Consider the following 26,954-nt stretch of genomic DNA (forward strand, 5'->3'; position numbering starts at 1 on the left):
CGGGATAGGTTATCAGTATAAGGATCGTTTTTAGCCATTATTTTTTCGCTCCCTTCAGTTTAATTCGTGGATCGATGACGCTATAAAGGATATCAATGATCAGTACACAGAACAGAAGAATGATCGAGTAAAAAACAGTCGTGCCCATAATGACGGTGTAATCACGATTCGTAATACTCGTTACAAAATGACGACCGAGTCCTGGAATCGCAAAAATTTGTTCAATGATAAAACTTCCTGTAACGACAGCAGCCGTTAATGGTCCTAAATAAGTGACAACAGGTAATAAGGCGTTACGAAGTGTATGCTTGAAAACCGTTGTCCATTTACCAAGCCCCTTTGCACGGGCGAGTTTTACATAATCACTATGAGTATGCTCTAGCATGCTGGAGCGAGTTAGCTTCGCAATAAAGCCTGCCTGAGTAAGAGCGATTGCTGAAGCAGGTAAAACACTGTAAATAAATCCTTTCCAACCACTCACAGGGAATAATTTTAGTTCAAAGGCTAAATAGTATTGTAATAATCCAGCTAATATAAATGACGGAACAGAAATTCCAAAAATGGCGATAATGGTCGAGATGTAATCAGGGATTTTATTATGATACAGTGCCGACACGATGCCTAAAAATACGCCAAATGAGATTGCGAGCAGCATCGCTTCAATACCGAGCGTTAACGAAATAGGAAAGCTTTCAAAGATGATGTCATTTGTAGAGCGGCCTGTATATTTTGTAGATTCACCAAAATCAAAAGTAAGTGTCGAAATTAAGTAATCCTTATATTGAATATACCAAGGATTATCTAAACCATATTTGGCCATTAATTGAGCTTCAATTTCGGGAGGAAAGTTTTTTTCGCTTGCAAAAGGACTACCAGGGGCTAATTTCATTAAGAAGAATGTTGCCGTAATAATTAACAGTAAGGCTATTAAAATATAAACTAGCCGCTTCAAAATATAATTTAGCATTCTATAACCTCCTCGCTATTTGATTTGAATAAGTACCTAAAAATGAGAAAAAAACAAACGTTTATTTGTATATAACAGAATGGCTATTACCTTCCGCTTCGGCACTCGTTATCCTTCAGGAAGCTTTACACCTACTGCTTCACTTCCGGTGCAAAAAAACATTACTCTGTAGCGTTCTAAATAAATTAACGAAACCCCTTTAGTAAAAATCATTTTTCATCCGAATCTGAGACAGTTGAATGTAGTTGACTGAAGTGGAAGGCGGCGACTCCAGCGGGAAAGCGTCCGCCTATAACGGAAATCAACGATCTACAATCCACAGTGACAACCAAAAAGTGATCATATTAAGAAAACAAGAAAGGCTGCATGAACCGATCTCTCGATTATTCGCAGCCTTTCTGTACTTATGACACGTTAATGATTATTTTGTTACATCAACGTATTTTAAGTTAATATTGCCTAATGCATCAGGCTTCATATTTTGTACATAATCTTGTTTAACATAAAGGTTCGTATAGTAATAGATTGGTGCTACAGGCAATTCAGTCATGAAAATTTCTTCTGCCTTTTGTAACATCTCTAAACGTTTTGCCGCATCAGTCTCAGTTCTAGATTGATGAACTAATTTTGTATACTCTGGGTTTTCCCAGCCTGTATCGTTGTTACCGTTTTTAGCTGAATCATATTGCTCTAAGAATGTGTAAGCATCGTTATAATCAGCAATCCAGCCTAAACGACCAACTTGATAATCAAGGTTACTTAGCTTATCTAAATACACTTGCCACTCAGCATTATCTAAATTCACTTTAATGCCTAAGTTTTTCGACCAGCCCTCTTGAATGAATTGTGCAATGGCAGAGTGGGCTTCACTTGTATTGAACGAAAGCGTAATTTCTAGTTCACTTGGATTAGAAATACCAAGCTCCTTTAAGCCTTCTGCTAAAGCTGCTTTTGCCCCTTCAATATCATTGTCCTTGTAGAAGCCAGCATCATCACCAAATCCTTCAACTGAACTTGGAACTAAGCCTAGAGCAGGTACTTGCTCACCCTTAGTAATATTTTTTAGGAGGCTAGCACGGTCAATTGCTAGTGTTAAAGCTTTACGGATATTCGCATTTGACATCACTTTATCTGTCGTATTGAATTTGTACATATAAACACCCGTATAGTCAGCGATTTGTAATTTATCCTCAGATTTTAAACGCTCGATAGCATCTAAGGAAATCGAGCCGAAAGAAGTACCTAAGAAATCAATTTCGCCTGAATCAAACTTCGTAATTTGCGTTACTTCGGACTCTACCATTTCTAGATTTACTTGAGAAAGCTTCACATTTGCTGCATCCCAATATTGCTCGTTTTTCTTTAACGTAAGTGAACCGCTATGCTGCCAATCAGCTAAAGTAAAGGCACCATTTGAGATAAAGCCATCTGCTTCTGTATACCATTTTGGATTCGATTCAGAAGTTGCTTTGTGAATAGGGAAGTACGTTTTGAATGCCACTAATTCTAAGAAATAAGGTGTTGGAGCCTCTAAAGTAACCTCAATCGTTTTTGGATCGATAACTTTGATCGCTACATCTTCAGCCTTGCCTTGTCCTAAGTTGTAAGCTTCAGCTCCTTTAATGGCATAAAGGATTGACGCATATTCTGATGCATTTTCAGGATTTAGTCCAAACATCCAAGCATACGCATAGTCCTCAGCCGTTACTGGATCGCCGTTCGACCATTTTGCATCACGTAAAGTGAATGTATACGTTAATAAATCATCACTAACCTTAACATCTGAAGCACCAGTTAACTCGGGCTTACCATCAATCATTGTCACTAATCCTTCAAATGTGTTTTGTAAAATCGCCCCTGAAGTTGTATCCGTCGCCAACTGTGGATGTAGGTCTGGTGGCTCTGATGCTATTAATAGGTTCAATTCTTTTGCTGCAGGTGCTTCAGTTTTACCATCATCTGTTTCGTCTTCCTTGTCTGTTGTCTCTTCTCCACCAAAGTTACAGGCTGCGAGAATGACGGCAAAGGCTAGTACCATAAACATCATTAAAAACTTGTTCCATTTCATAGAATGCCCTCCTTAAAATTTGTGTTCCTATCAATTTTCAGAAATTTGACAACGAAATAGATTCAAATCTCTAAAAAGTAAAGCTAGATTGATTAAATATTCCAAATACTAGATAATGTAAAAGATAGTGAAAAATATTCCCCCATTCTTCATAAAATATTTTAAAATCCCCATAATATAAAAATGTATGGTACTAAAATTAATTGTATTACAGTAAAATGTAGATTATGAATAGAGTGCAACTTTTTTTGTAAATTATCGTAAATAGTAAAAGAAAAAATAAACTTGTAGGATGATGAAAATGAAAAAAGCTAGAATAATTTATAACCCTACATCTGGACGAGAGGCGTTTAAAAAACATTTGCCAGAAGTATTGGAAAAACTAGAGGTAGCAGGCTATGAGACATCCTGTCATGCGACAACATGTGAGGGCGACGCAACTAATGCAGCAAAAATCGCAGTTCAACGTGGATTTGATATTATTATTGCAGTTGGTGGAGATGGGACGCTAAACGAGGTTGTATCAGGCGTAAGCCAATTTGAAAATCGCCCCAAAATTGGTCTTATTCCAATGGGTACAACAAATGATTTTGCACGTGCTGTACATATTCCGCGAAATGTGGGAGAAGCCATCGATATTATTATTCAAGGGGATACAATACCGGTAGATGTTGGTCTACTTAATGGAGAACGCTATTTCATTAATATTGCTGCTGGCGGGCGAATCACAGAGCTCACATATGAGGTACCAAGCAAGATGAAAACAGTGCTTGGTCAGCTAGCCTATTATTTAAAGGCAGTTGAGATGATTCCATCCATTCGTGCATCCCATATGCGTATTGAATACGACGGCGAAGTGTTTGATGGTGATGCCATGATGTTCTTATGTGGCTTAACAAATTCGGTCGGTGGCTTTGAAAAGCTTGCTCCCGATGCAAGTATCAATGACGGCAAGTTTACATTAATTGTGCTGAAAAAAGTGAGCTTACCTGAGTTTGTTCAGCTTGCTGCCTTGGCCCTAAAAGGTGAGCATTTAAAGGATGATCGTCTAATCTATAAAAAGGCAAGCGTAGTAAAAGTGACATCACAAGATGAGGTTCATTTAAACCTAGATGGTGAATATGGTGGAGACGCGCCAGCAACGTTTGAAAACTTAAAACGACATATCGATATTTTTGTGCCACTAGCAAAAATTCGTGACGAAGATCGAGTGGAAATGGCTTCAGAACAGCATTTGTGAAATGTATGAGAAAAAACTTTGGCAATTATGCGTATATTCATTGAACAAAAATCGAAACCTTTATAAATAGGCTGATATTTCAGTCCATTATAAAGGTTTTTTTCATTGTTATAGTGGAAAATAGGGATATCAGTAAGAGAAGGAAGTGTTGCGATTGTACAAAACCCAAGAACGAAAGCTCATCCTGTTAAGTTTTGGTGTTGGAATTATTATGCTACTCTCCATTCTTGGAAAAGTATTTAGCGGTTAAGGAGGATTAACAAATGGTGAATGAATCAGCAGTTTTTTGGAGTAGAGTTTTAACAGAACTGACGTTATCATTCCATATTATTTATGCTACTATTGGCGTCGGTGTACCGCTAATGATTATGATTGCTCAGTGGACGGGATACAAAAAGAACGATGAGCACTACATTTTAATGGCTAGGCGCTGGGCGCGGGGATTCGTAATAACAGTAGCAGTAGGTGTTGTAACCGGGACAGCAATTGGTCTGCAATTATCCTTGCTATGGCCAAACTTTATGAGGATGGCAGGTCAAACGATCGCCCTGCCGCTATTCATGGAAACCTTTGCGTTTTTCTTTGAAGCAATCTTTTTAGGGATTTACCTATACACTTGGGATCGATTTGATAGTCAGAAAAAGCACATGCTTCTGCTTATCCCAGTTGCAGTTGGGGCCTCGATGTCGGCCGTATTTATTACGATTGTGAATGCTTTTATGAACTCACCGCAGGGCTTTGATATTGTTAACGGACAGCTAGTAAATATTCAACCGTTTCTAGCGATGTTTAACCCCTCTATGCCGACAAAGGTGGCGCATGTGCTCGTAACAGCGTATATGACTTCTGCTTTTGTGCTAGCATCTATTGCAGGCTATCGAATGCTAAAGGGCTCGGATCATGTGTACCATAAAAAGTCTTTATTCTTACTCATGAAAATTGGTTTGATCTTTTCTATTGCAGCAGCCGTTATCGGGGACTTTTCCGGAAAATATTTAGCAGAATATCAGCCAGAAAAATTAGCTGCAGCAGAATGGCATTTTGAAACAGAGGATAAAGCGTCGTTAATCTTATTCGGGATTATGCAAGATGGGGAAATAAAGTATGAAATTAGAATTCCTTATGCCCTAAGTATTTTAGCGCATAATAATCCGAATGCAGAGGTAATCGGTTTAGATCAATTCCCAGAGGAAGATCGACCGCCGCTGTATATTCATTATTTATTTAATATTATGGTGTTTATCGGCATGTTTATGGCGCTCGTTTCAATCCTGTATGTTGTTGGAAAAGGGCGAGGCTGGCAGTTCATTCATAGTCGTTGGTTCCGTTGGATAATCGTTGCAGGTGGCCCGCTTTCAATTATTGCGATTGAAGCCGGCTGGTGGCTAGCAGAGGTTGGGCGACAGCCGTGGATTTTATATGGTCTTATGCGAACATCAGAGGGTGCTACGACAAGCGATCATGTAGACTGGATGCTGGTATTATTTGCAGGCGTCTATTTAGTTCTAGGAATAGGCAGTGTTGTTGTATTAACTCGAATGTTTAAAAAGAATCCTATTGAACGAGAAATTGCCGATCGTCATTCAGAAAAAGGCGGTGATATTTTATGACGTTAGAAATATTAGGAATTTCAGTGCTCTGGATTTTCTTATTTGGCTATGTCATTGTCGCTTCCATTGATTTTGGAGCTGGCTTTTTCAATGCTTACAGTTTACTCGTCGGTAAAAACCATATTTTAACGAATATTATTCAACGCTATTTATCACCAGTATGGGAAGTAACGAATGTCTTCCTAGTGTTCTTTTTTGTTGGAATTGTTGGCTTTTTCCCACAAACGGCCTTTTACTATGGCACGATTTTACTTGTACCGGTGAGCATTTCACTTGTGCTACTAGCCATTCGAGGATCGTACTATGCTTTTGAGGCTTACGGCTCGCGCGGACATATCGGCTACACGTTGACGTATGGTGTAGCAGGCTTACTCATTCCAGCTTCTCTTTCTGTCGTATTCGCGATCGCAGGTGGTGGCTACGTTGATATCGTCAACGAACAGCCGGTATTAAATTATTGGACGCTGTACACGAGTACATTTGCATGGAGCATTGTTGTTCTTAGTATCGCCGCAGTGCTCTATATTTCAGCTGTATTCCTAACGTGGTATGCACATAAGGCAAATGATAAAGAGGCGACAAGCCTTATGCGAAAATACGCCCTCCTATGGGCTGTGCCTTTAATGGTTGCTGCACTTGGGATTATGTATGAAATGAAATCCATCAACCGGGAAAGCTATGAGAGTATGGTGGACCTGTGGTGGATGTTCGCGATTTCAGCAGTGCTTTTTGTTATTACGATTGGTCTCCTATGGATGCGTAAAAAATATGGTTTAGCGGTAGGTCTATTAATTGCCCAATTCGCCTTTGCCTTTTTCGCCTATGGCATCGCGCAATACCCATATTTACTGTATCCGTATTTAACGATTTATGATAGCTTTACGAGTAAGCAAATGGCGATAGCCCTAGTGGTCGTGTTTATATTAGGTTTAGGCTTACTACTACCATCCCTATATTTACTGCTGAAGCTATTCCTGTTTAACAAAAATTACGTTACAGGAAAAGAAGACAATCATGCGTAAAAGGAGGCGCTAGCAATGGATGCATTTATTATGTTCTATGCACCGTTTATCGTTGTGATTATTGGTATTGTCCTAGCTTTCTTATGGGCACCGATGGATCGACAAGTTACTAAAGAAAAGAAATAAAATAAGTCTCTTCACCCAAATGTGTACTAGATGGCACATTCCGTTACGGGCGGACGCTTTCCGCGGGCGAGGTCGAGCCTCCTCGTCGTTCATGCTTCACTCCTGTGGGGTCTCGACTTTCTCGCTTTTCCCGCTGGAGTCGCCGCCCTTCACTTCATGTGCTTTAAAGAGTCTTGTCCATTTTATATAAAGAATATTTTTATGAAAGTGGCTGGACTTAAAAAATGCAACTTCGTATATCTCGAAGTGAACTGCCCCCAATTGTTAGACACTATAACAATTGGAGGTGCAGTTTTTTTAATAGCTAAGTGCACTGCGAGCTGATAACTTTGTCTAAATTACAGCTTAAACTTCTTCGCAAGTACTTGGAGCTCTTGGGCGTTATTGCTGAGGTCTAATGATACGTCATTGATTTGGATTGTTTTGTCTGATTGCTCATCTGTCGTCTCAGCTATTCTAGTAAAGTTAGATGACGTTTGTTCTGTGTTATACGCAATTTCATTGACGGATGCTAATACTTCTTCAGCACTTGCTGAAATTTGCTCCGATGTTGCTGAAATTTCTTCGATTTGATTTGTAATCCCGACAATATTATTAGCAATTGCCGTAAAAGTCTCTCCAGCATGTTCAATAATATGGACACCCTCTGAAACGGAGTGTAAGCCATCCATCACGGCTTTTTCCACATTCTTCGTATCATTTTGTATTTCTTCAGTGAGTTGAACAATTCGAGTAGCAGAATCCTTCGATTGCTCGGCTAGTTTTTTTACTTCATCAGCAACCACAGCAAAGCCTTTGCCGTGTTCACCTGCTCGTGCTGCCTCGATAGCAGCATTTAAAGCAAGAAGATTAGTTTGATCAGTAATGTCTGTGATTACCTTTGTCATACTATTAATTTCCTCTGACTGCTTACTAAGCTTCGTTGTTAATTCTGAAATAAGCGTCGTTGAATCAGAAATAACGCTCATTTGAGTTTGAGCTTTCTCAACTGTTTCTACACCAGTATGAGCTGAGGCTGTTGAATTCAGCGCATTTTGGTGAAGAAATTGCGTAGCCTCTGCAATTCGCTGGACACCCGTTGCCGTTTCTTCCATCGCAATGGCACTTTCTTTAGCTGCCGCTGTTGTACGACTGGCCATATCCGATGTTTCGTTTACACGCTGAGCGATATCCATCGAAGAGGCGGACATTTCCTCTGTACTTTTAGAAAGCTGAGCTGCAGAGGCCGATAAATGATTTGTATTCGCTTGGATGCTCTGTAAAATATTCAATAAGTTATGCTTCATTGTATTAAAGGCAAGGGATAAATCACCAATCTCATCCTTTTTCGAATAATTAGTGTCTTCAACCGTTAAATCCCCATCTGCTATGAGTTTAGCCGCCGCTACTACTTTGTGAAGTGGACCCGTAATTTCTCGACGAACGTAAATCATTAGGAATGAAGAAATAATAATTGTCACAACAATACAGCTAATCGCTAATAAGGTAGAGATAGTAGCGGTCCTTTTTGTACTAGCTGCAATTTCATCGAGCTTACTTTGCTGATAATCGATTAATTGTACGAGAGTAGCATGCATTTCTTCATAGGCTACTGAAAAATTAACATTCATTAGGGAAATAGCCGTATTTAATTCACTTTTTTCTACCTTATCTTGAACCTCTAGAAGAATCTGTTGAACTTCTTTGTTTTTTTCAGTTAGCGAATTTGCATAACCCTTTACCTCTTTAGAAGAAGCGATTTCTGTTAGGCTTAGAAGAGAGGCCTCCAACTGCTCCTTGTGAGAATCTAGTAATTGTAGGTTATCCTGTGATTGCTCCTGAATAAAGGCACGGGCGTACATACCTTGAGAGATGAGCTCGTTTTGTATATCTTTACCTATTTGTAGCTGAACGATTCGAGAATCTATCGTTTCCTCTACTTTTTCACTGACTCTGTAAAATTGAACAGACATGATGATTAGTGAAATGTATACAATCGATGATAGTACTAAAAACCCTATATTCAATTTTTTTCGAACAGACATAAAAGGTGTCTCCTTTCCTAGTTCCTATTATTTTTTTACTATGTTTACTATTGATTGTAAATAATTTACCTGATAATGACAAATGAATTATTGCTCATTTTTTCACGAATTAACTTTAATGAGTAGTTTTTTGCCAACACATGCTACAATAAAAGAATTGAAATGGAGGACAAAACATGACTGTACCAATACAAAAAAATGAACGTGCCATTGTTTATATAGAGGATTTAACACATGACGGAAATGGTGTCGCCAAAATAGATGGCTATCCATTATTTATCCAAGGTGCATTGCCGGGAGAAAAAGTGGAAGTGCATGTTTTAAAAACATTAAAAAACTACGGCTTTGCAAAGGTTGTTGAAATAATCGAGCCATCACCGGATCGTGTAGAAGCGCCTTGTGAATATTTTAAGCAGTGTGGCGGCTGTCAATTGCAGCACTTATCATACGAGGGGCAATTGAAGTGGAAGCAAAAAATGGTTCAAAATGTGATGCAGCGCTTAGGGAAGATAGATGCACCCGTGTTACCTGTAAAGGGTATGGAGCATCCGTGGAGCTATCGCAATAAAGCACAAATTCCATTCGCTCAAGGCGAAGAGGGTGCCATTGCGGGATTTTATAAAACGAAATCACATAGCATTGTCGATATGGAGCGCTGTTTAATCCAAACAGGTGAAGCGGATGCAGTTTTAGCAGGACTAAAAGGGGAGCTGACGAAGCTAGGTCTCCAGCCTTACAATGAGGCCTCTCATAGTGGCCAGTTGCGCCATGTTGTTGTTCGAAAAGGTCGTGCAACAAATGAAGTAATGGTTGTGCTTGTGACAAAATCACGCAAATTGCCACAAAAAGACGCCGTGGTCGGAGTGATTCAGCGCCTTGTGCCGAATGTTGCGTCGATTGTCCAAAACGTAAACGGCGAGAAAACCAACGTCATCTTTGGCGACACAACGATTACACTATGGGGCAAGGATACGATTGAAGATAAGATCGGCGACGTACGCTTTGAAATCTCAGCTCGCTCATTTTATCAAGTAAACCCTGAGCAAACGGAGGTGCTGTACAAGCAGGCACTCGACTATGCAGGACTTGAAGGAAATGAATGTGTGATCGATGCATACTGTGGCATCGGCTCCATCTCGCTCTTCCTAGCTCAAAAAGCCGGACATGTGATGGGCGTAGAAATCGTCTCACAAGCGATTGAGGATGCAAAACGCAACGCCGAGCTGAACGGCTTCACCAACACTTACTTTGAAGCAGGCGCGGCCGAAGAAGTCATTCCACGCTGGTACAAGGAAGGCAAGGAAGCAGACGTCCTCGTCGTCGATCCACCACGCAAAGGCTGTGACGAAGAGTTACTTCGCACAATTATCGAGCAAAAGCCAAAACGTGTTGTCTACGTATCCTGCAACCCAGCCACACTAGCCCGCGACCTCCGCATCCTAGAGGACGGCGGATACAAGACGCAGGAAGTTCAGCCAGTGGATATGTTCCCGCATACGACGCATGTTGAGACCGTCTGTCTGCTGACAAGAAAATAGTGAATAGAATCAAGGGTTTCAGCCTATACTCACTAGATGCTTTCGTGTGTTTCTAGTCTGTGGAAAAAGAAATAGTATTTTTGATAATCTGATCAAAGTGCGTTTTTCGAAAATGGTTGGACGATTTAACAAAAGGTAAGTTACTGATGAATAGCTCACGTGTTAAGTTGAATGCTATGTTCAGAATGAGCTAATATTAAGTAACAGTGTAGACTTTTTAATGAAGCAATGAACTTATTAAGAAGGGGAAGTTGATTATGAAATATTTAGGATCATGCCTTTGTGGTGAAATTACTTACCAAATAGAAGGAGATTTTGAAAATTTTTATCTTTGCCATTGTGAGCGATGTCGCAAAGATACAGGTTCAGCGCATGCAGCCAATCTATTTTCTTCTACAGCCAAGCTAAGGTGGCTGTCTGGTCAAGAAAAATCTAAAACTTTTAATTTTCGTTCAGAAGGGCACATAAAAAGTTTTTGTACTAATTGTGGATCGGCTTTGCCAAATATACAAATGGATGGAAAATTACTGGTCGTGCCTGCAGGAAGTATTGACAGTGATATAAACATAAAGCCGCAAGGACATATCTATTATGCAAATAAAGCAAATTGGGATGCTGAGCTTGAGAAAGTACCAAAGTTTGAAGAACTCCCAAATGAATGAAGATAAGAATCATTATTCCTCATTAGCGTTTTACATTTTGATAACAATTGGTAAGAAATCATCAATAGAACTGACACTTTAGTTTCATGGGGCATAGGAAATAAGTATTTACCCCTGCAACGTTGAATTTGTCAAATTGTATAAGACTAACGTGATACTATATTGTGAAGCGGTTGCGTGGTTGGAGTTAGTTGACTAATCTCTGCAACTTACTCTTTATAAGGATGGTCTTTGGTATATCTAATTTAATATTGTATGAAACATAAAAAGCAGACGGTTTAGAAGTGAGATAATGCACTTCTAATTGGCCGTCTGCTTTTATTGTTATTTAGTTAATGAAACGAGCTAAGATTGTAGGTGTAAGCTCTGTGAGTGGTTGTTCTGGGTTTAACTGACTAAGGATATATGCTTTTAATACATCCTTATCCACAAGGACTTCTACTTCTTCATTTTTTATTATATTTAGCTGCTGTACTAGTGTTTCAATTTTAGAGCTAGGACTCTTAAATAATTGCAATGCAAATATTTATTGCCCTAGCTTTAATCCCGTAATAAGATACTCACCATCGATTAATTTCACTGTGTAAATCGATTTTTGTTTAACTTCTTTTGGGTTAGCATCTGGTTTGATAATCGTGTAAAGCTCGTCTACTGTAACTGTATAGCTTCCACCACCATTTTCTTGAACGCTTACAATATCGTACTCATCAATTTCTGCTTGTGTATTTTTATCAAGAAGGCTTTGTAAATATTTCGCTTGTTGCGCGTAAAATGCTGAGTCTGTTGAGATTACCGTATTTAAAGCATCCACATAGCCGTACGAATAAATAGTTAAGTAGTTTTGAATTAAAGATGAAATTTCTGACTCAGCCACTTGCTTGGCATATTCTTTCTCACGTTCTAACTCCTGTTTGGCCGCTTCTAGTTCAAGCTTTTGCTCGTATTTTAGGAAGCTAAACTCCGGATAAGCACTACCATTAATTTGTACTGGTTCTGACTCGTATAAAACACCGTTTTCTTTAAAAGTAGCGACTAGCTTAAATTCCACACCTTCTGGCACAACAAATCGACCATCGACTATGTATTTCTTTAAGTTAAGCTGCTTGCCATTAATTAAATAGTTCCATTCATCGTATGGTCCGTCGATCAAATCGACTTCATACATTGGCAAACTACCATCTAACACGTTGGATTCACTCGGCCAAATATCAACTTGACGCTCTACTGTTACCGAGCCAATTTCAGTCTCCCATAACACTGTATATGGATATTTTCCAGGTAAATATTTACTGATACTTACGCTTTCGTCTGTTGATAACCTCTTGTTTTGACCATCTATACTTACTTCAATCGCATTACTATTTGTTTCTGCAAATACTTTAAACTTAATAGGCTGAATTTCGTAAGAATTGAACAACCCGAATTTTTTTATTTTAATAACTTTAAATTGGTCAACCTCTGAATCTTCCGTTGCAACTTGTGTTAATAGCTGATCGCTCTCGTGTAATACGCTAATCGATTTTACTAATGTATTTGCGATTTCACTAACATCATTTTCTTTTAAATACTGTTTGTATGCTTTTTTCTCTACGTCCGAAGCATCATTAATTGTTAACGCTTCATAAAATTTGTCTGCGTCGTCTGACACTACCACTTGCTCTAATGTTGCTATTAAACTATCTTTGTTACTAAATGTTTTTTCTAAAATCCAATAGCTACCAAATAACACGACTAAGAGCGCACCTAACATAATCAACAACTTCTTATTAAGAAACGAAGGAGATTTCTTCTTTTGAATAGGTGGTACTTGGTCACTACCTTTAGGTTCATGATTTGTTGCCGTGGCTGAAGGCTCCAAGTCATTTACAAAGGGTTCTCCGCACTTTATACAAAATTTCCCGTTTCCGTTATTCTCGTGCTCACATACTTCCGTTCCTAAAAGTGTTGCTGGTACCGGTGTAGATGTAGATGCGCCATTCGTTGTAAACAGCGCTCCACATTGTACACAAAAGTTCGTGTTGGCATCATTTTCGTACTGACATGCGTTGTTTTCACATATTTTTTTCTCTTTCATCCTAATATCCATATCCTTTTTATGTAATAGTTATAGGAACTTAAATGTTAGTTTTCCCCTCCAAAATATGTAGTACTTTTTGTGGAGGGGTTTATAATTACGATTTAAATTCCATAAAACGAGCATATAACAACTAAATTTTACCATGATTTAGCTGTATATTAGAATAGCATTCTTTTTATATTTTATTAAAAGTCTTTTAGCTAAGGAACTGTGAGTAAATTATGTAGTGCTTATCATTTTTATGCAAATATTAAAATGTGATTGCAACAGAAGAAATGATAAGAAACTATATTGCCAATCAATTTAATGAAGCTAAAAATGACATTTTCAATATTGAAGAATGAGTTTACTTTAAGGCAAATCTCATTTAACCCTTAATTCCGCTATTGCTTCCCATTGTTCCACAAATTTGGCCATTGATTTCTCCACTTCATCCTCACTCGGGATATGGCTCAGTATTTCCTCTTGTGTATAAGGTTTACCGCCTTTTACAATGATATGGATATCCTGTGTATGTTGGATGTTCTCTAATGGATCTTCGTTTAAGATAACTAAATCAGCGATAAATCCTTCTTTAATTACTCCAATTCCATCCAGATGAATCGATTTTGCCGCATTGACTGTCGCTGCTTGTAAAGCTTCCAATTCTGTAAAGCCAATTTCCACAAATATTTCGAGTTCACGGTGTAAAACCATACCAGGGTATGTGTATAATAGGCCAGGCGTATCCGTTCCCGCAACTACTGTTCCGCCCATATCATAGTATATTTTAGCAATGGCTTTATCTAAGTTATGTGTTTTGGCATTATATTTTTTTATCGACTCTACATGTTCCGCTTGTTGATTCCAATATTCCGCAATGAAATTTATCTTTGAAGCGGATTCTATAACAATATTTTTAGGAGACCAAAACTCAGGATATTTGATAGATTGATCGTAAATAACCATTGTTGGGCATAATTTCACATTGTAAGCCAACATTTTTTCGCAAAGGTCCTTAATTTTTTCTTGATCAGGGTTTTCCCAATCGATATGACCCCATTCCTCATGGTCAACAAATAAATTCCACCCTTTATACATCTCATGGGCAAAACCCGATGTATGTTCAATCCAAGTAACCCCACACTCAGCTGCATCTAGAGCAGTTACATCTTTCGAATTCACCAAATCAATGGCAACTTCCAAGTTATACTTTTTCGCCTCATCTACAGCTGCTGCCATCACATCTCTTTTAATCCATCCATACAATTTAACAAACTTTGCGCCCACTTCTACTTGTCTACGAACTTCCTTCCTCGCTTCTTCTGGGTCGTCTGTTACGAGAGCACCATAGCTTGTTGGACCCCATTGACCAGGTGTTCCGTCAATCATTCTATCAGATGCGTACACTCGTGGTGTTGGTGCATCATCCGGTTGTTCAATTAAGTTTTTTAGTAAAAGAACATTACCAGCAGTATTACGTATTGTTGTTACTCCTGATGCAACGAAATGGGGAGCAAATCGCTCATTAATATGACAATGCATATCGATTAAGCCAGGGATAATATATTTACCTTCAGCATCAATCGTATATACCCCTTCTGGTAACACATCATCACTTTTGAATATTCTTTTCACCAGATTACTCTCTACTTCGATCGTACCTACATAAGACACTCCATTTTCCACATCAATGATTGTTCCATTTTTAATAATTAAATGACTCATTTTTTACCTCCTTAAACTTTTATGTAATGCATTATGAAGAGCTGGAGGCATGATGTATTATAGGTTGGATTTTTTTTACATACCTCATTGCGTTTATTATGTCATTAAGTGTAATAATGCTCAAGGAAGTTTCCACACTGTTGAAGCTGTCGCATGGTTAGAGTCAGCTCCATGCCATGAAAAATAGCTGTGCCGAAAATCCGGTTTTCATTGGGAATTTCGGCACAGCATTTTGGATTGTAGTTAATGCAAAAAGATCGTAAATGCGAATACATTTACGATTTTTGAATAGGTTTATTTTTAGTTTTCGGATAACCGATGAGGATCGCAATGACTCCGCAGACTCCTACTAAAAGGGAGTAATACGAATATTGCATAATTAAAATAGGGGAAATGCCGGCGATACTGGCAGCTGCTAAAAATTGTGCACCGTACGGAATGATACCTTGAACGACACATGAAAAAATGTCGATGATGCTTGCTGATTTACGTGGCTCAATATCGTATTGATCGGCAATTTTTTTTGCTAATGGTCCAGCAATCATAATGGCAATCGTATTATTGGCAGTTGAAAGGTCGGTTAAACCAACTAAACCTGCCATTGCAAATTGAGCATCCTTCTGCGACTTAATTTTACGCGTTGCAACACTTACGATAAAATCAATGCCTCCATTATACTTAATGACCTCGACCATACCGGCAATTAACATCGCTAAAAACGCCATTTCAAACATATTGCTAGTACCGTTTCCAATTGCGTTGATAAATGACATCACCTCATAACTACCATCAATTAAGCCGATAGTTCCAGCGAGGAGGATCCCACTACCTAATACGGTAAAGACATTTACGCCAATCAAAGCAAAAACAATGACAAATAAATAAGGAATCAATTTGTACCAATAGAAGCTAGCATGTGTTACTTGGGCTGTGGAATTTAGCGTCAAAAAGGCTAAAATAACACATGTGACAATTGCTGCTGGTAATACGATGAAAAAGTTAACCTTAAATTTGTCTTTCATTTCTGCGCCTTGTGAGCGGACAGATGCTATAGTTGTATCCGAAATAAATGATAAATTATCGCCAAACATAGCCCCACCAATAACAGTTGCCATTAATAGCGGTATTGAAAGTCCTGTTTGCTCCCCGATCGCTAAACCTATTGGGGCGAGGGCAACAATCGTTCCAACTGAAGTGCCCATTGCTAAAGATATAAAACAGGCGATTATGAATAAGCCAACAACTAATAAGTTTTGTGGCAGGATGGAGAGTGCAAAGTTTACTGTTGCTTCAATAGCACCCATTCCTTTTGCAGTTTCCGAAAATGCACCGGCAAGTAAGAAAATAATCACCATTAACATGACGTTCGAATTCCCGGCGCCGGTCGTAAAGGTTTCAATTTTTTTTGTGATCGTTTCTTTGCGGTTCATGAAAAGGGCAACAGTGCTTGCAATCGAAATGGCAACGATTACAGGGAATGCATAAAAATCATTTAATACAATTCCTGAGCCGATAAACAAAATTAAAAATACAACAATTGGAATTAATGCCCACGGATTTCCTTTTTGCATTTCTTCCTCCTTTATCAGTTAACATACAAATAAGCCCTCTTCTAAAATGAATAAGAAGAGCCACCACCTATGCTAGAATGCATGTATTTATAGAGAAAATTTTGTAGGGCTGAGCATAATATCTACTACTTCAATGAAAAGCGTTCATTATGGCATCCCACAATAATCAAATAAATTTTAGAATATAAGAAAGTTGGTGTTAAGTCAATTTGTTTGTTATTTCAGAATAATATAAAAGCGAAGTTACTTTTAGGCTAAAATAGACTTTGACAAGTGTATAAAATTATAATGTCCAAAAAGCAATAAAACGAAGAAACACCTCCAGCTCATTACTTAGCCAAAGGTGTTTCTATTTGTTAAAAGACTATACCTACTACAGGTTACTCAAAAAGTGGTAGCTTTTCTAAGAAGATAATGTCGTCGCGATTTGCTGCGTCGCCTTCTGCTAAAATCGCTGCTTGTGCGACGATATTTGCGCCTGCACTTTCAACAAGCTCTGCAAGGGCGCGAAGGGATTCACCACTACTAATGACGTCGTCAATTAATGCAACGCGTTTGCCTTTAATGAATTCTGCATCCTTTCGATCAAGGCAGAGAAATTGCTCTTTTTGTGTTGTGATTGAATTGACTTCTCTAACAAGGGGGTCTTCCATATACGCTTTGATTGACTTTCTAGCGACAATATAGCGCGGCATGCCCAAATACTTCGCTAATTCATGAACGAAGGGAATCCCTTTTGCTTCAGCTGTAATTAAAACATCAACTTCTGGTAACTTATCAGCAAGCATAGGTGCTGTCACGCTGACGATTTCCGTATCACCAAGAATAACAAAGCTAGCAATACTTAACGAATCAGAGATAGGTATAATCGGGAGCTCTCTTGTTAAAGAGCCGATAGTCAATGTATATGTGTTCATAGTATGAATCCTCCATTAAAATCCGAATAAAGACATAAGAAATTGTACAATGATTCCTGACACCATACCAAGGAATGGATCGGTAATCGCAGTAACAACCATCGTAACACCGCCAACAATTCCATTTCCAGCACCTTCGCCTGTTAATGCCATTGCAGCATTACCTGGTAAAGTAACAATTGCACCTAAGACGAATAAGAAACCAGCGATAGAAGAGCTTGGTACATACTTTCCGATTTTAGGAAGAAGCCCTGTAATTAGAACGATGGCCATTAATACCATCATCAAAACACCTGACCAAACAGCATGAGGTGCACTTGCAGTTGCTGAAATGACAATTTCAACAGGGGCTCCACCGAATAATGAAGAAACCATATCTGCTAAGCTACTAATTACCGTTAACGTATCTACATTAACATCCGTATTGGCGATTTCACCGTTAATTTTACCGAACGCTATATTTGCTCCGATATTTAAACATACCATTGCTAAGGCTCCACGAATAACCATTGGGTTGACAATTAGTTTTTGTAAATGAAACCCTTCTTTCACTGCAGGGCGTTCGGCAAGATTGTTGCCTTCTTTTTTAGTAAATGCATACACAACACTAGATAAAATAACAGATGCTGTGATTGTGTATACTAAGTCCTTCGTTGCAAAGTACACGACGAAAGCACTTAATATCGAAGCGATACCGACGATGCGATCACTTTTCGCCATGTCCCATGCTACTTTAGAAAGCATAAGTCCAACACCGGCCATCATACCTGCCGTAATGATAGGTCCAATCCAGTCAATAATAGTTTCTAAAATACCAAAAAGACCGATAACTAATAAAATGGCAGCTCCAAAGAAAATCATGGAGAGTCGTTCCCTCATGTTTTTCCCCATTGTACCAGCTAATGTAATGGTTTCAGCCTGATACGAAATCACTGCGACACTACTCGTCGCTGCATTACCAAACGCACCAACTATAAATGCAAGTGCAGTAGGAATTGAAGCGAAACCGAATGTAAGTGCGAGCAGACCCTGTGGTAAAGCATTTAATACGCCACTAAGTGCTGCTAATATGTCCTTCCAAATGTCCATCTTGTTCTCCCCTCAACACGCCACCATATGCGGAGCAACAAACGACACTATTCGTGATACAAAACCTCATGAAGATAAAGGCCCAATAAAGTAATTGAAATGCGATCTATATAAAATAAGAAATGCTCTCGATACAATAAAATAATGCGCTCTATACAATAAAAGAAATGCACCAACCATAGTAGAGCAATTAAGGTTGCTCCATAGAAACTCCTGAACCATATTATCAGGATTATACGGGGGTGATTGAATTTTTTTAGCAAATAATAAAATAACATATTTGAACCTATTTCACAATTGCAAAAATAAATAAAAACGAATAATAATATATTTCCCTAATATTATCGTTCGTTAATATAGTAAAATGTGCTCGATATTCACATTGCGGGTTAGTGTGAATAAATATTTTTACGAACAAATGTAAAGGGGGAGTGGGCGGGTAATTGTTAAATGGTGTAAAAAATTATTGTAAGAAGATGAATGTTTAAATTTCAATAATGTACTTATTCCTTTTTGACTTTTGTACATCAAACAGTAAATTAGCTATATAAAAAACAAGTAAAAGCGTTCAGATTTCTGAGCGCTTTTTGGTAAAATAATTTACTATACTTATTGAACTAAAGCCCCCGTTAGTTCAACAAGATTTTAGTATTTTTTCAAGTACAATAGGACCCGTTTTCTTTGTCGCTGTATTGACTGTCCGAACTTTGATACGAGTAGGTCGCATTCCAGGAGAAACTTCATCCAAATTCCCAGCCCAAGTAGTTTCTCCGTATTTAGTTACAGGGGACAACGTGAAAATCCAACTTATTTCTTTCGGGATATATGCTAATACTTCATAAGCATTATAATCCCCGAAACTAGATGGTTTTGGTAAATGAAGTGCGTGAACACTGAGACTTGTTCGTTCATCATTAAACTGTCTTTCAATATTATAAATCAGTACTACTCCTCTAGCATTGTTAGGTATGTTTTTTGTTGGTTCAAGTATTGCTGAACAAGGTGGAAACTCTTCAACAATATTCTCAGAGTGTGTTTGCGAGGGAAGAATGACTAGAACGAAGATAAGGTTAAAAAGTAATTTTTTCATTTCCGATTCTCCTGAAATTTGATTAGTATGATTATGCCCCAAAACTCTATATTTATTATATTTCAATCGCTCCTTGTTGAACTATCCTGCCCCTTTAGTTCAATAAAAAAAGAGCTGCCTACCAGCTCAATGATCTTCAACAAATAAAGCCTCTGTTAATTGAACAAGCAAATTACAAATCGCAACTGTCATTCGTATTATTTCTCTTCTTTTTCTCACCTAAATACGTCCATAGATGGTATGTCGACCAAAATAAAGCTATAAACATAATTATAAAAATTGGTAAAAAATATGATTTTTCAACAATATAATTAGGGGTAAACACAGCGAACAAGACCAAAATAGTTATAGCTGGAATCAAAAGAATCCAATAACGTTTGTCTTTTAAAGTGCTAAAACTCCACATACAATCCCCTCCTATACAGACATGTGATTTTTAAACTAAATATATCCATTTATTATATAACACTGTTCAACTAAACTGCTCTGCTAGTTAAAGAACTTCATCTCACAATAATTAATTTATTTGAGCATCTTTCTAATATCCAATTAGCAAGTTTTTTAACAACGGAAATAACAAAGGCTCATAAATTTATGCGCTACTGCTAATTCTTGTGCCGATCAAGGTACCATTTCATTGATATAAGGCGTCAAAATGTTGATACAACAAAAACAGGGACACAGATTCATATGCGAATTGTGTCCCTGAACACGGTTCTCCATTAACCGAACTCTTGCCTATATTACTGTTCCTTTTTCGCCATTAAATTTCAGCACACCATAGTTCAATTTCTATTTTTAGTTCAGGTAATCCTAATGCTGATATATATGCAATTGTCATAGAGGGGTATTCATTCTGAAATAACTCATTCCATTTAAGGTCGAAATAATCCCAATCTATTTCTTCAGTCGCCCAGATATTCACCTTAATAACATTCTCTTGAGACAACCCCTCTGATTCAAGAGCCTTTTTCATGTTTACAAAAGTATTACTTATTTGGTCGTTTAAACTTTCCGGAACATTGCCTTTCATATCTGTTCCAATTTGCCCTGATGTTACGATTAAGGCTGCCCCCTGAGGCACTCTAGTGATATGACTATAGTCGCCCACTGGATTCGGCATTAGCTTAGGGTTTTTTCTAATAATGTTTTTCATAATATTACCTCACTCATTATAAATTTTCTGCATCTCTTCTAAAAAAAGGCAGACTCCACCAATTTCTATTTTTCTAAAAGAAAACTGCAGTTGAGTACCCATAGCCCATAGATAAAAGCATAAGTATTCTCTTTTTCATGGTATAGACACTCCCTTTCTTTATTGTGTAAGTGGAAACGGCATTATAAAATTGGTAATATTTTATAGATTGATGTTACCATACTAGAGTACATAATTGAACAGTTTGAAGACGATAGCATCAACAGCAGGTTTTACTTGAAGATTGTTGAGCTTTATATAATAACGATAGGTGGCTAAAAATAATGAATGGAAAAGAGATATTGAATAGATTTGGATTTACAGCTGCAGAAGAGCCTGTAAGCATTTATCCATATTCTCCAGTGTATCGAGTGAAATATGGTGCTAAGGATGTTGTTGTAAAACGTACGCAAAGTAGAGTAAAGAATGTAATAGCGTATACCCATATGCTAAAGGATAAAGGGGTAAATGTTGTAACACCTGTTAAGTTACAAGCCGATAATCCACAAAAATTTGAGGATACAAATTATGTTGTTTATCGGTTTATAGAGGGCGAGAAATACTCTGGCAAAGAAAAAGAAATCTACGAAGCTGGAAAAATGCTGGGACAAATTCATAGTTTTTCCCCTCCTTCAAATGTATACCATCTTCTTGAATACGATGTGTACGATTTTAATCAAAGTGAAGTAGAAGAGAGTATGGCGGCAATTATAGAGCATGCAGACAAAGCCGGAGTTGCAATTGATCCAAGGTTAAAAACAAAGCTACTTGAAAGTGTTGAGCGTCAACAGGAAATTTACGATGCAGGCTTACCCCATGTTGCAACGCCACATGATTATAAAGCGAATAATTTAGTGTTAATCCCTGAACCATATTTAATTGATCCTGATAATGCTGCTTGGGTACCAAGAATCTTTGACCTAGCACTGGCATTACTACTATTTCATAATGAGCACGAAGAAGCCCCAAACCGAGTTTTTACAATAGATGAATGGGAATTATTTTTATCAGGGTATGGGGAATATATTGTATTAACCGATCATGAAAAAGCCTATTGGAAAAAGGCAAAACAACACGTTTTTCTCGATGAAGTAATGTGGTTAATGGCTGAGTATGAAGAGGATTGGCAAAATGCTTCTCAACAAAAGTTATTTAACAGCTTGATCCATGTTGTGATTGATAGCGCTGGCTATAAACTAATATAAGAAGTTTGAAAAAAAGCTCACTATAGTTTATATCATGCTTATTGATTTTGTTGAAGTTATTGAACTAACGGGGCAGGTTTGTTGAAGAATGAAGACTACGGAAAGGGTGGGGGTAAATGGTAGTAATTAAGAGGAAGAAGAGAATTGGAAAAGTGAAAATTATTATTATCTTGGGCGTATTATTATTTATTTTTCTTTATAATTACTATGCCTCAACTACCTATTTCGGAACAATAGAAATTAGAGAATTAAAACAAGATAATAATGAATATGTTGTCGTTGTAGAAGGATACTTTGGCGTTAAAGAATCTAATTTTAACGAAAAAGATACATTTAGCATAGTTGAAAACGAAGAATACAGAGAGGGGAATATTACTGAAATTTGGAATGACTTATCAGAAGATAAATCAGTTTTCGTACGCTTAAAGGTTTATGAGAATCGTAATGATTTTACTTTAGAAAGAATCTATCTTGATTAAGTAGTTTATCGATCGGGTGCACTAGTTGAACAATTAATAGTAGTTGATGAATAACATGCCACACATAGTGGATTAGTTTTCTGAATATTCCGATGTATAATTCCACCTTTTAGTGTATATTTAAAATAAATACTAATAATTAAGTACACAGGAACGGCTGTGGCACTTGGAAGGGATGTACAATGAGAAGGATTATTTTTTCGACAGAGAGTGGAGCGGATTTACCGAAAGACCTGGTTGAAAAATATCAAATTAGGGTCGTACCGATGCACGTCATCATGGATGGGAAGGATTACTTAGACGGTGAGCTATCTGTAGAGGAAGTTTTTGAGTATCATAGTCGTACCAAGAAAATACCATCAACAGCCGCAACGAATGTACATGAGTATCAGGATTTATTTACACAAATTAGAGTGGATTTTCCTGATAGCATCATTATTCATATTGGTTATACGTCAAAGGCATCAGCTTCGTTTCAAAGTGCGTTAATTGCTGCAGAAGATTTTGAAGATATTTACCTCATTGATACGCTCAACGTGACAGGTGGATTAGCCGCAATCGTGATATATGCGGCCACTCTACTTGAGGAAGAACCGACAATTGACCATAATCTCTTAATAGAAAAAATAGAATCAGTGGTTCCAAAAACTAGGCTAGCTTTCATTCCTGGCAGTTTAGACTTTCTAAAAGCGGGTGGACGTGTAAGTAACATTGCTTATATTGGCGGGTCATTGTTAAAAATAAAGCCGTGCATCGAATTACAAGAAGGGAAGCTTGTATCAACAAAAAAATATCGTGGGAATATGAACATAGTGGCGGAAAAACTCATGCGAGATTACTTACACGAATACGATATTGATCGAAAACAGCTGTATTTAATTTACTCGATCGGACTTGATGAAAGTATTAAGAGACGAATAGATGAAATCGCAAAGGAAGCAGGTTTCGAAAATGTAATGTGGATGAGGGCAGGTGCGATGATTTCCACACATGCTGGACCTGGGGGCTTTGGCATTGCAGGGGTAGAATATTAATGTACTCAAGCTCAGTGTCGGAAAGTTATTCTAATGGGAAGTATAGTTGAACAAAGATGAGTAGGAATCAGAAAAATTGCAGACTGATTCCTATTATTTTTCTACGTGGAGGGATTCAATAATTTTAGTAACTGGTAAATAATGCACTGTACATTCATAAGTTCCATCCCGCAAATGATTGTATGTATCACCTTTTATTTGATAGACATTCTCGTCTATTTCAACCGTAGTCGTTGCAATACTTTTTCCGTTATCATTAAACTCAATAAAACAATTCCCTTCCGTCTTTTCTACTTCTCCAGCTTGCAATTTAATAAAGTCAAATCCATAAATACCAGAAACAAATCCTGTTAATAGCAACAGGAAGAATAAAGCTATGACATTTCCGCCCGTTGCCCTTTTCCGCTTTATAAGACTGACCAAATAAATTATCGTTACAATAAATAAAATTAAAAAGATAATAAGAGTACTATAAAAAGCTATTAACATCAATGTCCCGCCTTGTTAAATGAATGAATAACTATAAGTACGTTTTGGAAAGAGAAGGGTTTCATAAGGCAACTAGGAGAATAAAATCTTGTAGTTTTTTGTTGAAAGTTTACAACGACTTAGCCCATTGCTATATTAAAAGTTAATACCAATGAATTGGTAAATACTGAGTCGGGAAAAGGGGTTTGGAAATGGATGTTAAATTCCCAATTGGAGAATTGCAAGTTCCTGAAGAAGTTACACTTGAACATGTTCAAGAATGGTTAAAGCAGATCGAAACATACAAGGTTCGATTAAGAGAAACGGTTGATTCTTTAAGGGATGAGGAATTAAGCAAAACGTATCGTGAAGGTGCATGGACTGTTCGTCAGCTTGTACATCACATTGCAGATTCTCAGTTGACAATGTATCAACGTTTGAAGCTCGCTTTAACAGATGACAATCCAACAGTTCCAGCTTTCGATGAAGAAAAGTGGGCTGTTCAACGGGATACAGAGCTTCCGGTTGAAAGCTCTATTAAAATTCTTGAAGGCGTAAATGAGCGTATCGTATCTTTAGGACACAGTTTAACTGAAGAGGATCTGGACCGAGCATTTACTCACCAAGTAAACGGCAAAATAAAAGTTTCATCAAAGATTGCAAAGCTCGCTTGGCACGAAGAGCATCACTTAGCTCATATAAAATTGGCATTATCAAAATGATTCAATATACAAAACTAGCCTCATAATTTCTTTAAGATGAGTTACCATCCATTCTATATCATCCCCTCAACACGCATTACTTTTTGAAACGGCTGTGTAGTTGGAGTTAGTATTAAAAATTTAGAGAACAAATTCCTGTTAGAGGAATTCGTTCTTTTTTTGTCAGAATAGATTTAATAAATTTAAAAGAGTGTGAGGAGGTAGTAATATGAAGGCCGAGGAAGTATGGGGAAGTTTATTAGATGAATGTAAAGATAGTCCGATGACACTCCAAACTAAGACAGGGTTACATTTTAATTTAAAATCAAACGGGAATCGATTAATTGTAACAAGATCAGAAATAGAGCCCTCATGTAAAATCAAAATGCCACGACCGATTTATAAAGATAAATTTTAAAAAGTATTTCCCTATTATGAAAGACTTAGAGCTGGAGAAACAGGATTGAGCGCTGAAATACGTGCTAATACTAGAAATAGCGTGTACATTATGGCTGCAATTGCCTTAAAAATGACGAATGTTATTCACATATAGGAAAAAGGGATAATAAACTACAAAAGGGGAAATGTGAAATGAAAAATTTTTTTATAATTATGACCATGCTTTTGTTAGTTGTATTTGCTACTCATTACTCTTTAAAGCCCGATATAATCGATGATAATATAGATATTGTTTATGAATTGAAAAATGATACCGATGCTAAAAAAAATATACAATTACAATTAAACATAAATAATATTGAAAGAATAGATTTTGACGAAAATAATTTTTATCATGTTTATATTTTCTTACCTCATACAATAGAATCTACAATGATGAACTATCCTGATAGTCAAGATAATGATTATCATATAGGAATGGATTATCGCACATATGATATTGCGGTAGATACGTTAAAAGAACAGAATGTGAATATAGTAGACAAAAGTAAATCCAGTACAGTAGACGGATTTTTTTATTACGGCAAAAAGTCTTCGGTAGAGCTCAATTATTATTATATCCCGAATGCAGATAATAATGAAAAAGGTTATATTGTCTTTTCTTATTATGGAAAGAAATTATGGAAAGACTTAAGCTGGGCTAAAGTATATCCGATCACATTGCAATAATATGAAGGCGATAATTTCTATTAGAGTAGTAGAATTCATACATAAATTTTCTAAGAACAAACGCGAAATTTTAAGTGAAGTGAGGGGCGGGAGTGTGGCTGATGGTATTCGCCTAGTGCAACGATTCGAATAATGGCTTTATTTACTTTCCAACTCATATTTAAGGTATTTTTGATTAAATTATATTAAAATAATTGGATAGTGCAGTGTTCTTCAATGTGAATAAAGGGAGAGATTATATGGGAAATGATTGGGATATAGCTATAAGCTCTCTTTCAAAAATTAAAGTTTTTTCAAATCCAAATAATGAGCCGGTAACTATAATTGGCGAAGCGGATGATTTGAAGTGTATAGGGGTCGGGACAGATGCGGCCGTTTTTCAGTCTCTTTCAGCCCCAGCCTATGCATTTAAATTATATGCCGAGGATAAAAGAAACAAAGTAAAAATTGAAGCGAATGTTTATCAGGTTTTAGGCGATTCACCTTTCTTTTCAACATGTTTTGCTTCTTACGACGAATTCCTCGTTTTAAGCTACGAAGAAGGGATCACGCTCTTTGACTGCATTCTACAAGGTGTTCACATTCCGGAGCAGGTTGTAAAGGATGTGGAGGCAGCAAGAAAATATGTTCGGAATAAAGGCCTGAACCCACGAGATATTCATTTGAAAAATATTTTACTACAAAACGGTAGAGCAAAAATACTCGATATCTCTGAATATATACGAGCAGGAAATGATAACCGATGGGAATATTTAAAAAAGGGATATGAGCAATACTATCATTTAATAGATGGAGATTCTGTTCCGTTTTGGTTAGTAGAAACGATTCGAAAGTGGTATAACCTATGGGGGAAGAAATCCTCTTCATATGAAGAGTTTACAAAATTGATTTTTAACAGGCTGTATAAAAAAATAGATAAATAAACAGCAGTAGACGATTATAGAACATTTTTAAGAACGGCTGGGACATAAGTAAAGATTTTATAGAAATCGAGGAACACCTATAGTAAGAATTCGCTACTTCATAAATTGATTAT

Annotated in this window: 25 protein-coding genes and 1 riboswitch; of the genes, 13 read left to right on the plus strand and 12 right to left on the minus strand. The window is 37.3% G+C overall.

Features of this window, described 5'->3' with window-relative positions:
• Positions 1-37: 37 nt before the first annotated feature.
• Both V4T18_RS01955 and V4T18_RS01960 read right to left on the minus strand, forming a co-directional pair.
• Complete coding sequence (locus tag V4T18_RS01955; protein WP_332645967.1) at positions 38-967, minus strand: ABC transporter permease; 930 nt, start codon at positions 965-967, stop codon at positions 38-40.
• Between the two features lie 421 nt (positions 968-1,388).
• Positions 1,389-3,035 (minus strand): peptide ABC transporter substrate-binding protein, encoded by a 1,647-nt coding sequence (locus tag V4T18_RS01960; RefSeq protein WP_332645969.1) that lies wholly within the window; start codon positions 3,033-3,035, stop codon positions 1,389-1,391.
• A 301-nt stretch (positions 3,036-3,336) separates the two neighbouring features.
• Between V4T18_RS01960 and V4T18_RS01965 the strand changes: the two genes are divergently transcribed.
• From V4T18_RS01965 to cydS, 4 genes are all read left to right on the plus strand, one after another.
• Positions 3,337-4,275 carry a diacylglycerol kinase gene (locus V4T18_RS01965; protein ID WP_332645971.1) on the plus strand — a complete coding sequence of 313 codons (939 nt, stop codon included), beginning with the start codon at positions 3,337-3,339 and terminating at the stop codon, positions 4,273-4,275.
• A gap of 263 nt (positions 4,276-4,538) precedes the next feature.
• Positions 4,539-5,885: a cytochrome ubiquinol oxidase subunit I gene (locus V4T18_RS01970; protein ID WP_332645973.1), complete on the plus strand. Its 1,347-nt coding sequence runs from the start codon at positions 4,539-4,541 to the stop codon at positions 5,883-5,885.
• A complete protein-coding gene (locus V4T18_RS01975) occupies positions 5,882-6,907 on the plus strand; it encodes a cytochrome d ubiquinol oxidase subunit II (RefSeq protein WP_332645975.1) in 1,026 nt (341 codons plus the stop codon). Before V4T18_RS01970 ends, V4T18_RS01975 begins: the two co-directional genes overlap by 4 nt.
• Before the next feature lie 15 nt (positions 6,908-6,922).
• Positions 6,923-7,033 (plus strand): cytochrome bd oxidase small subunit CydS, encoded by a 111-nt coding sequence (gene cydS / locus V4T18_RS18330; RefSeq protein ID WP_442916886.1) that lies wholly within the window; start codon positions 6,923-6,925, stop codon positions 7,031-7,033.
• Between the two features lie 338 nt (positions 7,034-7,371).
• Here cydS and V4T18_RS01980 read toward each other — a convergent pair whose 3' ends face one another.
• Positions 7,372-9,057, minus strand: coding sequence for a methyl-accepting chemotaxis protein (locus V4T18_RS01980; protein WP_332645977.1), 1,686 nt, complete (start codon positions 9,055-9,057; stop codon positions 7,372-7,374).
• A 176-nt stretch (positions 9,058-9,233) separates the two neighbouring features.
• Between V4T18_RS01980 and rlmD the strand changes: the two genes are divergently transcribed.
• Complete coding sequence (rlmD, locus tag V4T18_RS01985) at positions 9,234-10,595, plus strand: 23S rRNA (uracil(1939)-C(5))-methyltransferase RlmD (RefSeq protein WP_332645979.1); 1,362 nt, start codon at positions 9,234-9,236, stop codon at positions 10,593-10,595.
• A gap of 257 nt (positions 10,596-10,852) precedes the next feature.
• The gene (locus tag V4T18_RS01990) at positions 10,853-11,257 is read left to right on the plus strand and encodes a GFA family protein (protein WP_332645982.1); all 405 of its coding nucleotides are present in this window, start codon (positions 10,853-10,855) and stop codon (positions 11,255-11,257) included.
• Positions 11,258-11,585: 328 nt separating this feature from the next.
• Here V4T18_RS01990 and V4T18_RS01995 read toward each other — a convergent pair whose 3' ends face one another.
• From V4T18_RS01995 to V4T18_RS02030, 8 genes are all read right to left on the minus strand, one after another.
• Positions 11,586-11,774 carry a hypothetical protein gene (locus tag V4T18_RS01995; protein ID WP_332645984.1) on the minus strand — a complete coding sequence of 63 codons (189 nt, stop codon included), beginning with the start codon at positions 11,772-11,774 and terminating at the stop codon, positions 11,586-11,588.
• A 9-nt stretch (positions 11,775-11,783) separates the two neighbouring features.
• The gene (locus tag V4T18_RS02000; RefSeq protein WP_332645986.1) at positions 11,784-13,331 is read right to left on the minus strand and encodes a TcaA NTF2-like domain-containing protein; all 1,548 of its coding nucleotides are present in this window, start codon (positions 13,329-13,331) and stop codon (positions 11,784-11,786) included.
• 366 nt (positions 13,332-13,697) lie between these two features.
• Positions 13,698-15,041 carry an amidohydrolase family protein gene (locus V4T18_RS02005; protein ID WP_332645988.1) on the minus strand — a complete coding sequence of 448 codons (1,344 nt, stop codon included), beginning with the start codon at positions 15,039-15,041 and terminating at the stop codon, positions 13,698-13,700.
• A 275-nt stretch (positions 15,042-15,316) separates the two neighbouring features.
• Positions 15,317-16,612: a Na+/H+ antiporter NhaC family protein gene (locus V4T18_RS02010; RefSeq protein ID WP_332645990.1), complete on the minus strand. Its 1,296-nt coding sequence runs from the start codon at positions 16,610-16,612 to the stop codon at positions 15,317-15,319.
• Between the two features lie 380 nt (positions 16,613-16,992).
• On the minus strand, positions 16,993-17,529 hold the full coding sequence (locus V4T18_RS02015; RefSeq protein WP_332645993.1) for a phosphoribosyltransferase family protein: 537 nt from the start codon (positions 17,527-17,529) through the stop codon (positions 16,993-16,995).
• A gap of 15 nt (positions 17,530-17,544) precedes the next feature.
• Positions 17,545-18,618: an NCS2 family permease gene (locus V4T18_RS02020; RefSeq protein WP_332645995.1), complete on the minus strand. Its 1,074-nt coding sequence runs from the start codon at positions 18,616-18,618 to the stop codon at positions 17,545-17,547.
• A gap of 159 nt (positions 18,619-18,777) precedes the next feature.
• A riboswitch (purine riboswitch) is annotated at positions 18,778-18,878 on the minus strand.
• Positions 18,879-19,252: 374 nt separating this feature from the next.
• Complete coding sequence (locus tag V4T18_RS02025) at positions 19,253-19,708, minus strand: hypothetical protein (protein WP_332645996.1); 456 nt, start codon at positions 19,706-19,708, stop codon at positions 19,253-19,255.
• 763 nt (positions 19,709-20,471) lie between these two features.
• On the minus strand, positions 20,472-20,864 hold the full coding sequence (locus V4T18_RS02030; protein WP_332645999.1) for a RidA family protein: 393 nt from the start codon (positions 20,862-20,864) through the stop codon (positions 20,472-20,474).
• 323 nt (positions 20,865-21,187) lie between these two features.
• Here V4T18_RS02030 and V4T18_RS02035 point away from each other — a divergent pair, with 323 nt between their 5' ends.
• The 3 genes from V4T18_RS02035 to V4T18_RS02045 all read left to right on the plus strand — a co-directional run bounded on the left by V4T18_RS02035 (position 21,188) and on the right by V4T18_RS02045 (position 23,621).
• Positions 21,188-22,108: a phosphotransferase gene (locus V4T18_RS02035; RefSeq protein ID WP_332646000.1), complete on the plus strand. Its 921-nt coding sequence runs from the start codon at positions 21,188-21,190 to the stop codon at positions 22,106-22,108.
• A gap of 116 nt (positions 22,109-22,224) precedes the next feature.
• Positions 22,225-22,587, plus strand: coding sequence for a hypothetical protein (locus tag V4T18_RS02040; protein WP_332646002.1), 363 nt, complete (start codon positions 22,225-22,227; stop codon positions 22,585-22,587).
• A 182-nt stretch (positions 22,588-22,769) separates the two neighbouring features.
• Positions 22,770-23,621, plus strand: coding sequence for a DegV family protein (locus V4T18_RS02045; RefSeq protein WP_332646004.1), 852 nt, complete (start codon positions 22,770-22,772; stop codon positions 23,619-23,621).
• 93 nt (positions 23,622-23,714) lie between these two features.
• On the opposite strand, the gene V4T18_RS02050 is transcribed toward V4T18_RS02045, so the two are convergent.
• Complete coding sequence (locus tag V4T18_RS02050) at positions 23,715-24,110, minus strand: cobalamin biosynthesis protein CobN (protein ID WP_332646007.1); 396 nt, start codon at positions 24,108-24,110, stop codon at positions 23,715-23,717.
• 191 nt (positions 24,111-24,301) lie between these two features.
• Here V4T18_RS02050 and V4T18_RS02055 point away from each other — a divergent pair, with 191 nt between their 5' ends.
• The 4 genes from V4T18_RS02055 (at position 24,302) to V4T18_RS02070 (ending at position 26,841) form a co-directional block, all read left to right on the plus strand.
• A complete protein-coding gene (locus V4T18_RS02055) occupies positions 24,302-24,811 on the plus strand; it encodes a YfiT family bacillithiol transferase (RefSeq protein ID WP_332646009.1) in 510 nt (169 codons plus the stop codon).
• A gap of 208 nt (positions 24,812-25,019) precedes the next feature.
• A complete protein-coding gene (locus V4T18_RS02060) occupies positions 25,020-25,208 on the plus strand; it encodes a hypothetical protein (protein ID WP_332646011.1) in 189 nt (62 codons plus the stop codon).
• Positions 25,209-25,381: 173 nt separating this feature from the next.
• Complete coding sequence (locus tag V4T18_RS02065; protein ID WP_332646012.1) at positions 25,382-25,918, plus strand: hypothetical protein; 537 nt, start codon at positions 25,382-25,384, stop codon at positions 25,916-25,918.
• A gap of 239 nt (positions 25,919-26,157) precedes the next feature.
• Positions 26,158-26,841, plus strand: coding sequence for a serine/threonine protein kinase (locus V4T18_RS02070; RefSeq protein WP_332646013.1), 684 nt, complete (start codon positions 26,158-26,160; stop codon positions 26,839-26,841).
• Positions 26,842-26,954: the final 113 nt, after the last annotated feature.

The organism is Lysinibacillus sp. 54212, assembly GCF_036662795.1.
Lineage (GTDB): Bacteria > Bacillota > Bacilli > Bacillales_A > Planococcaceae > Lysinibacillus_B.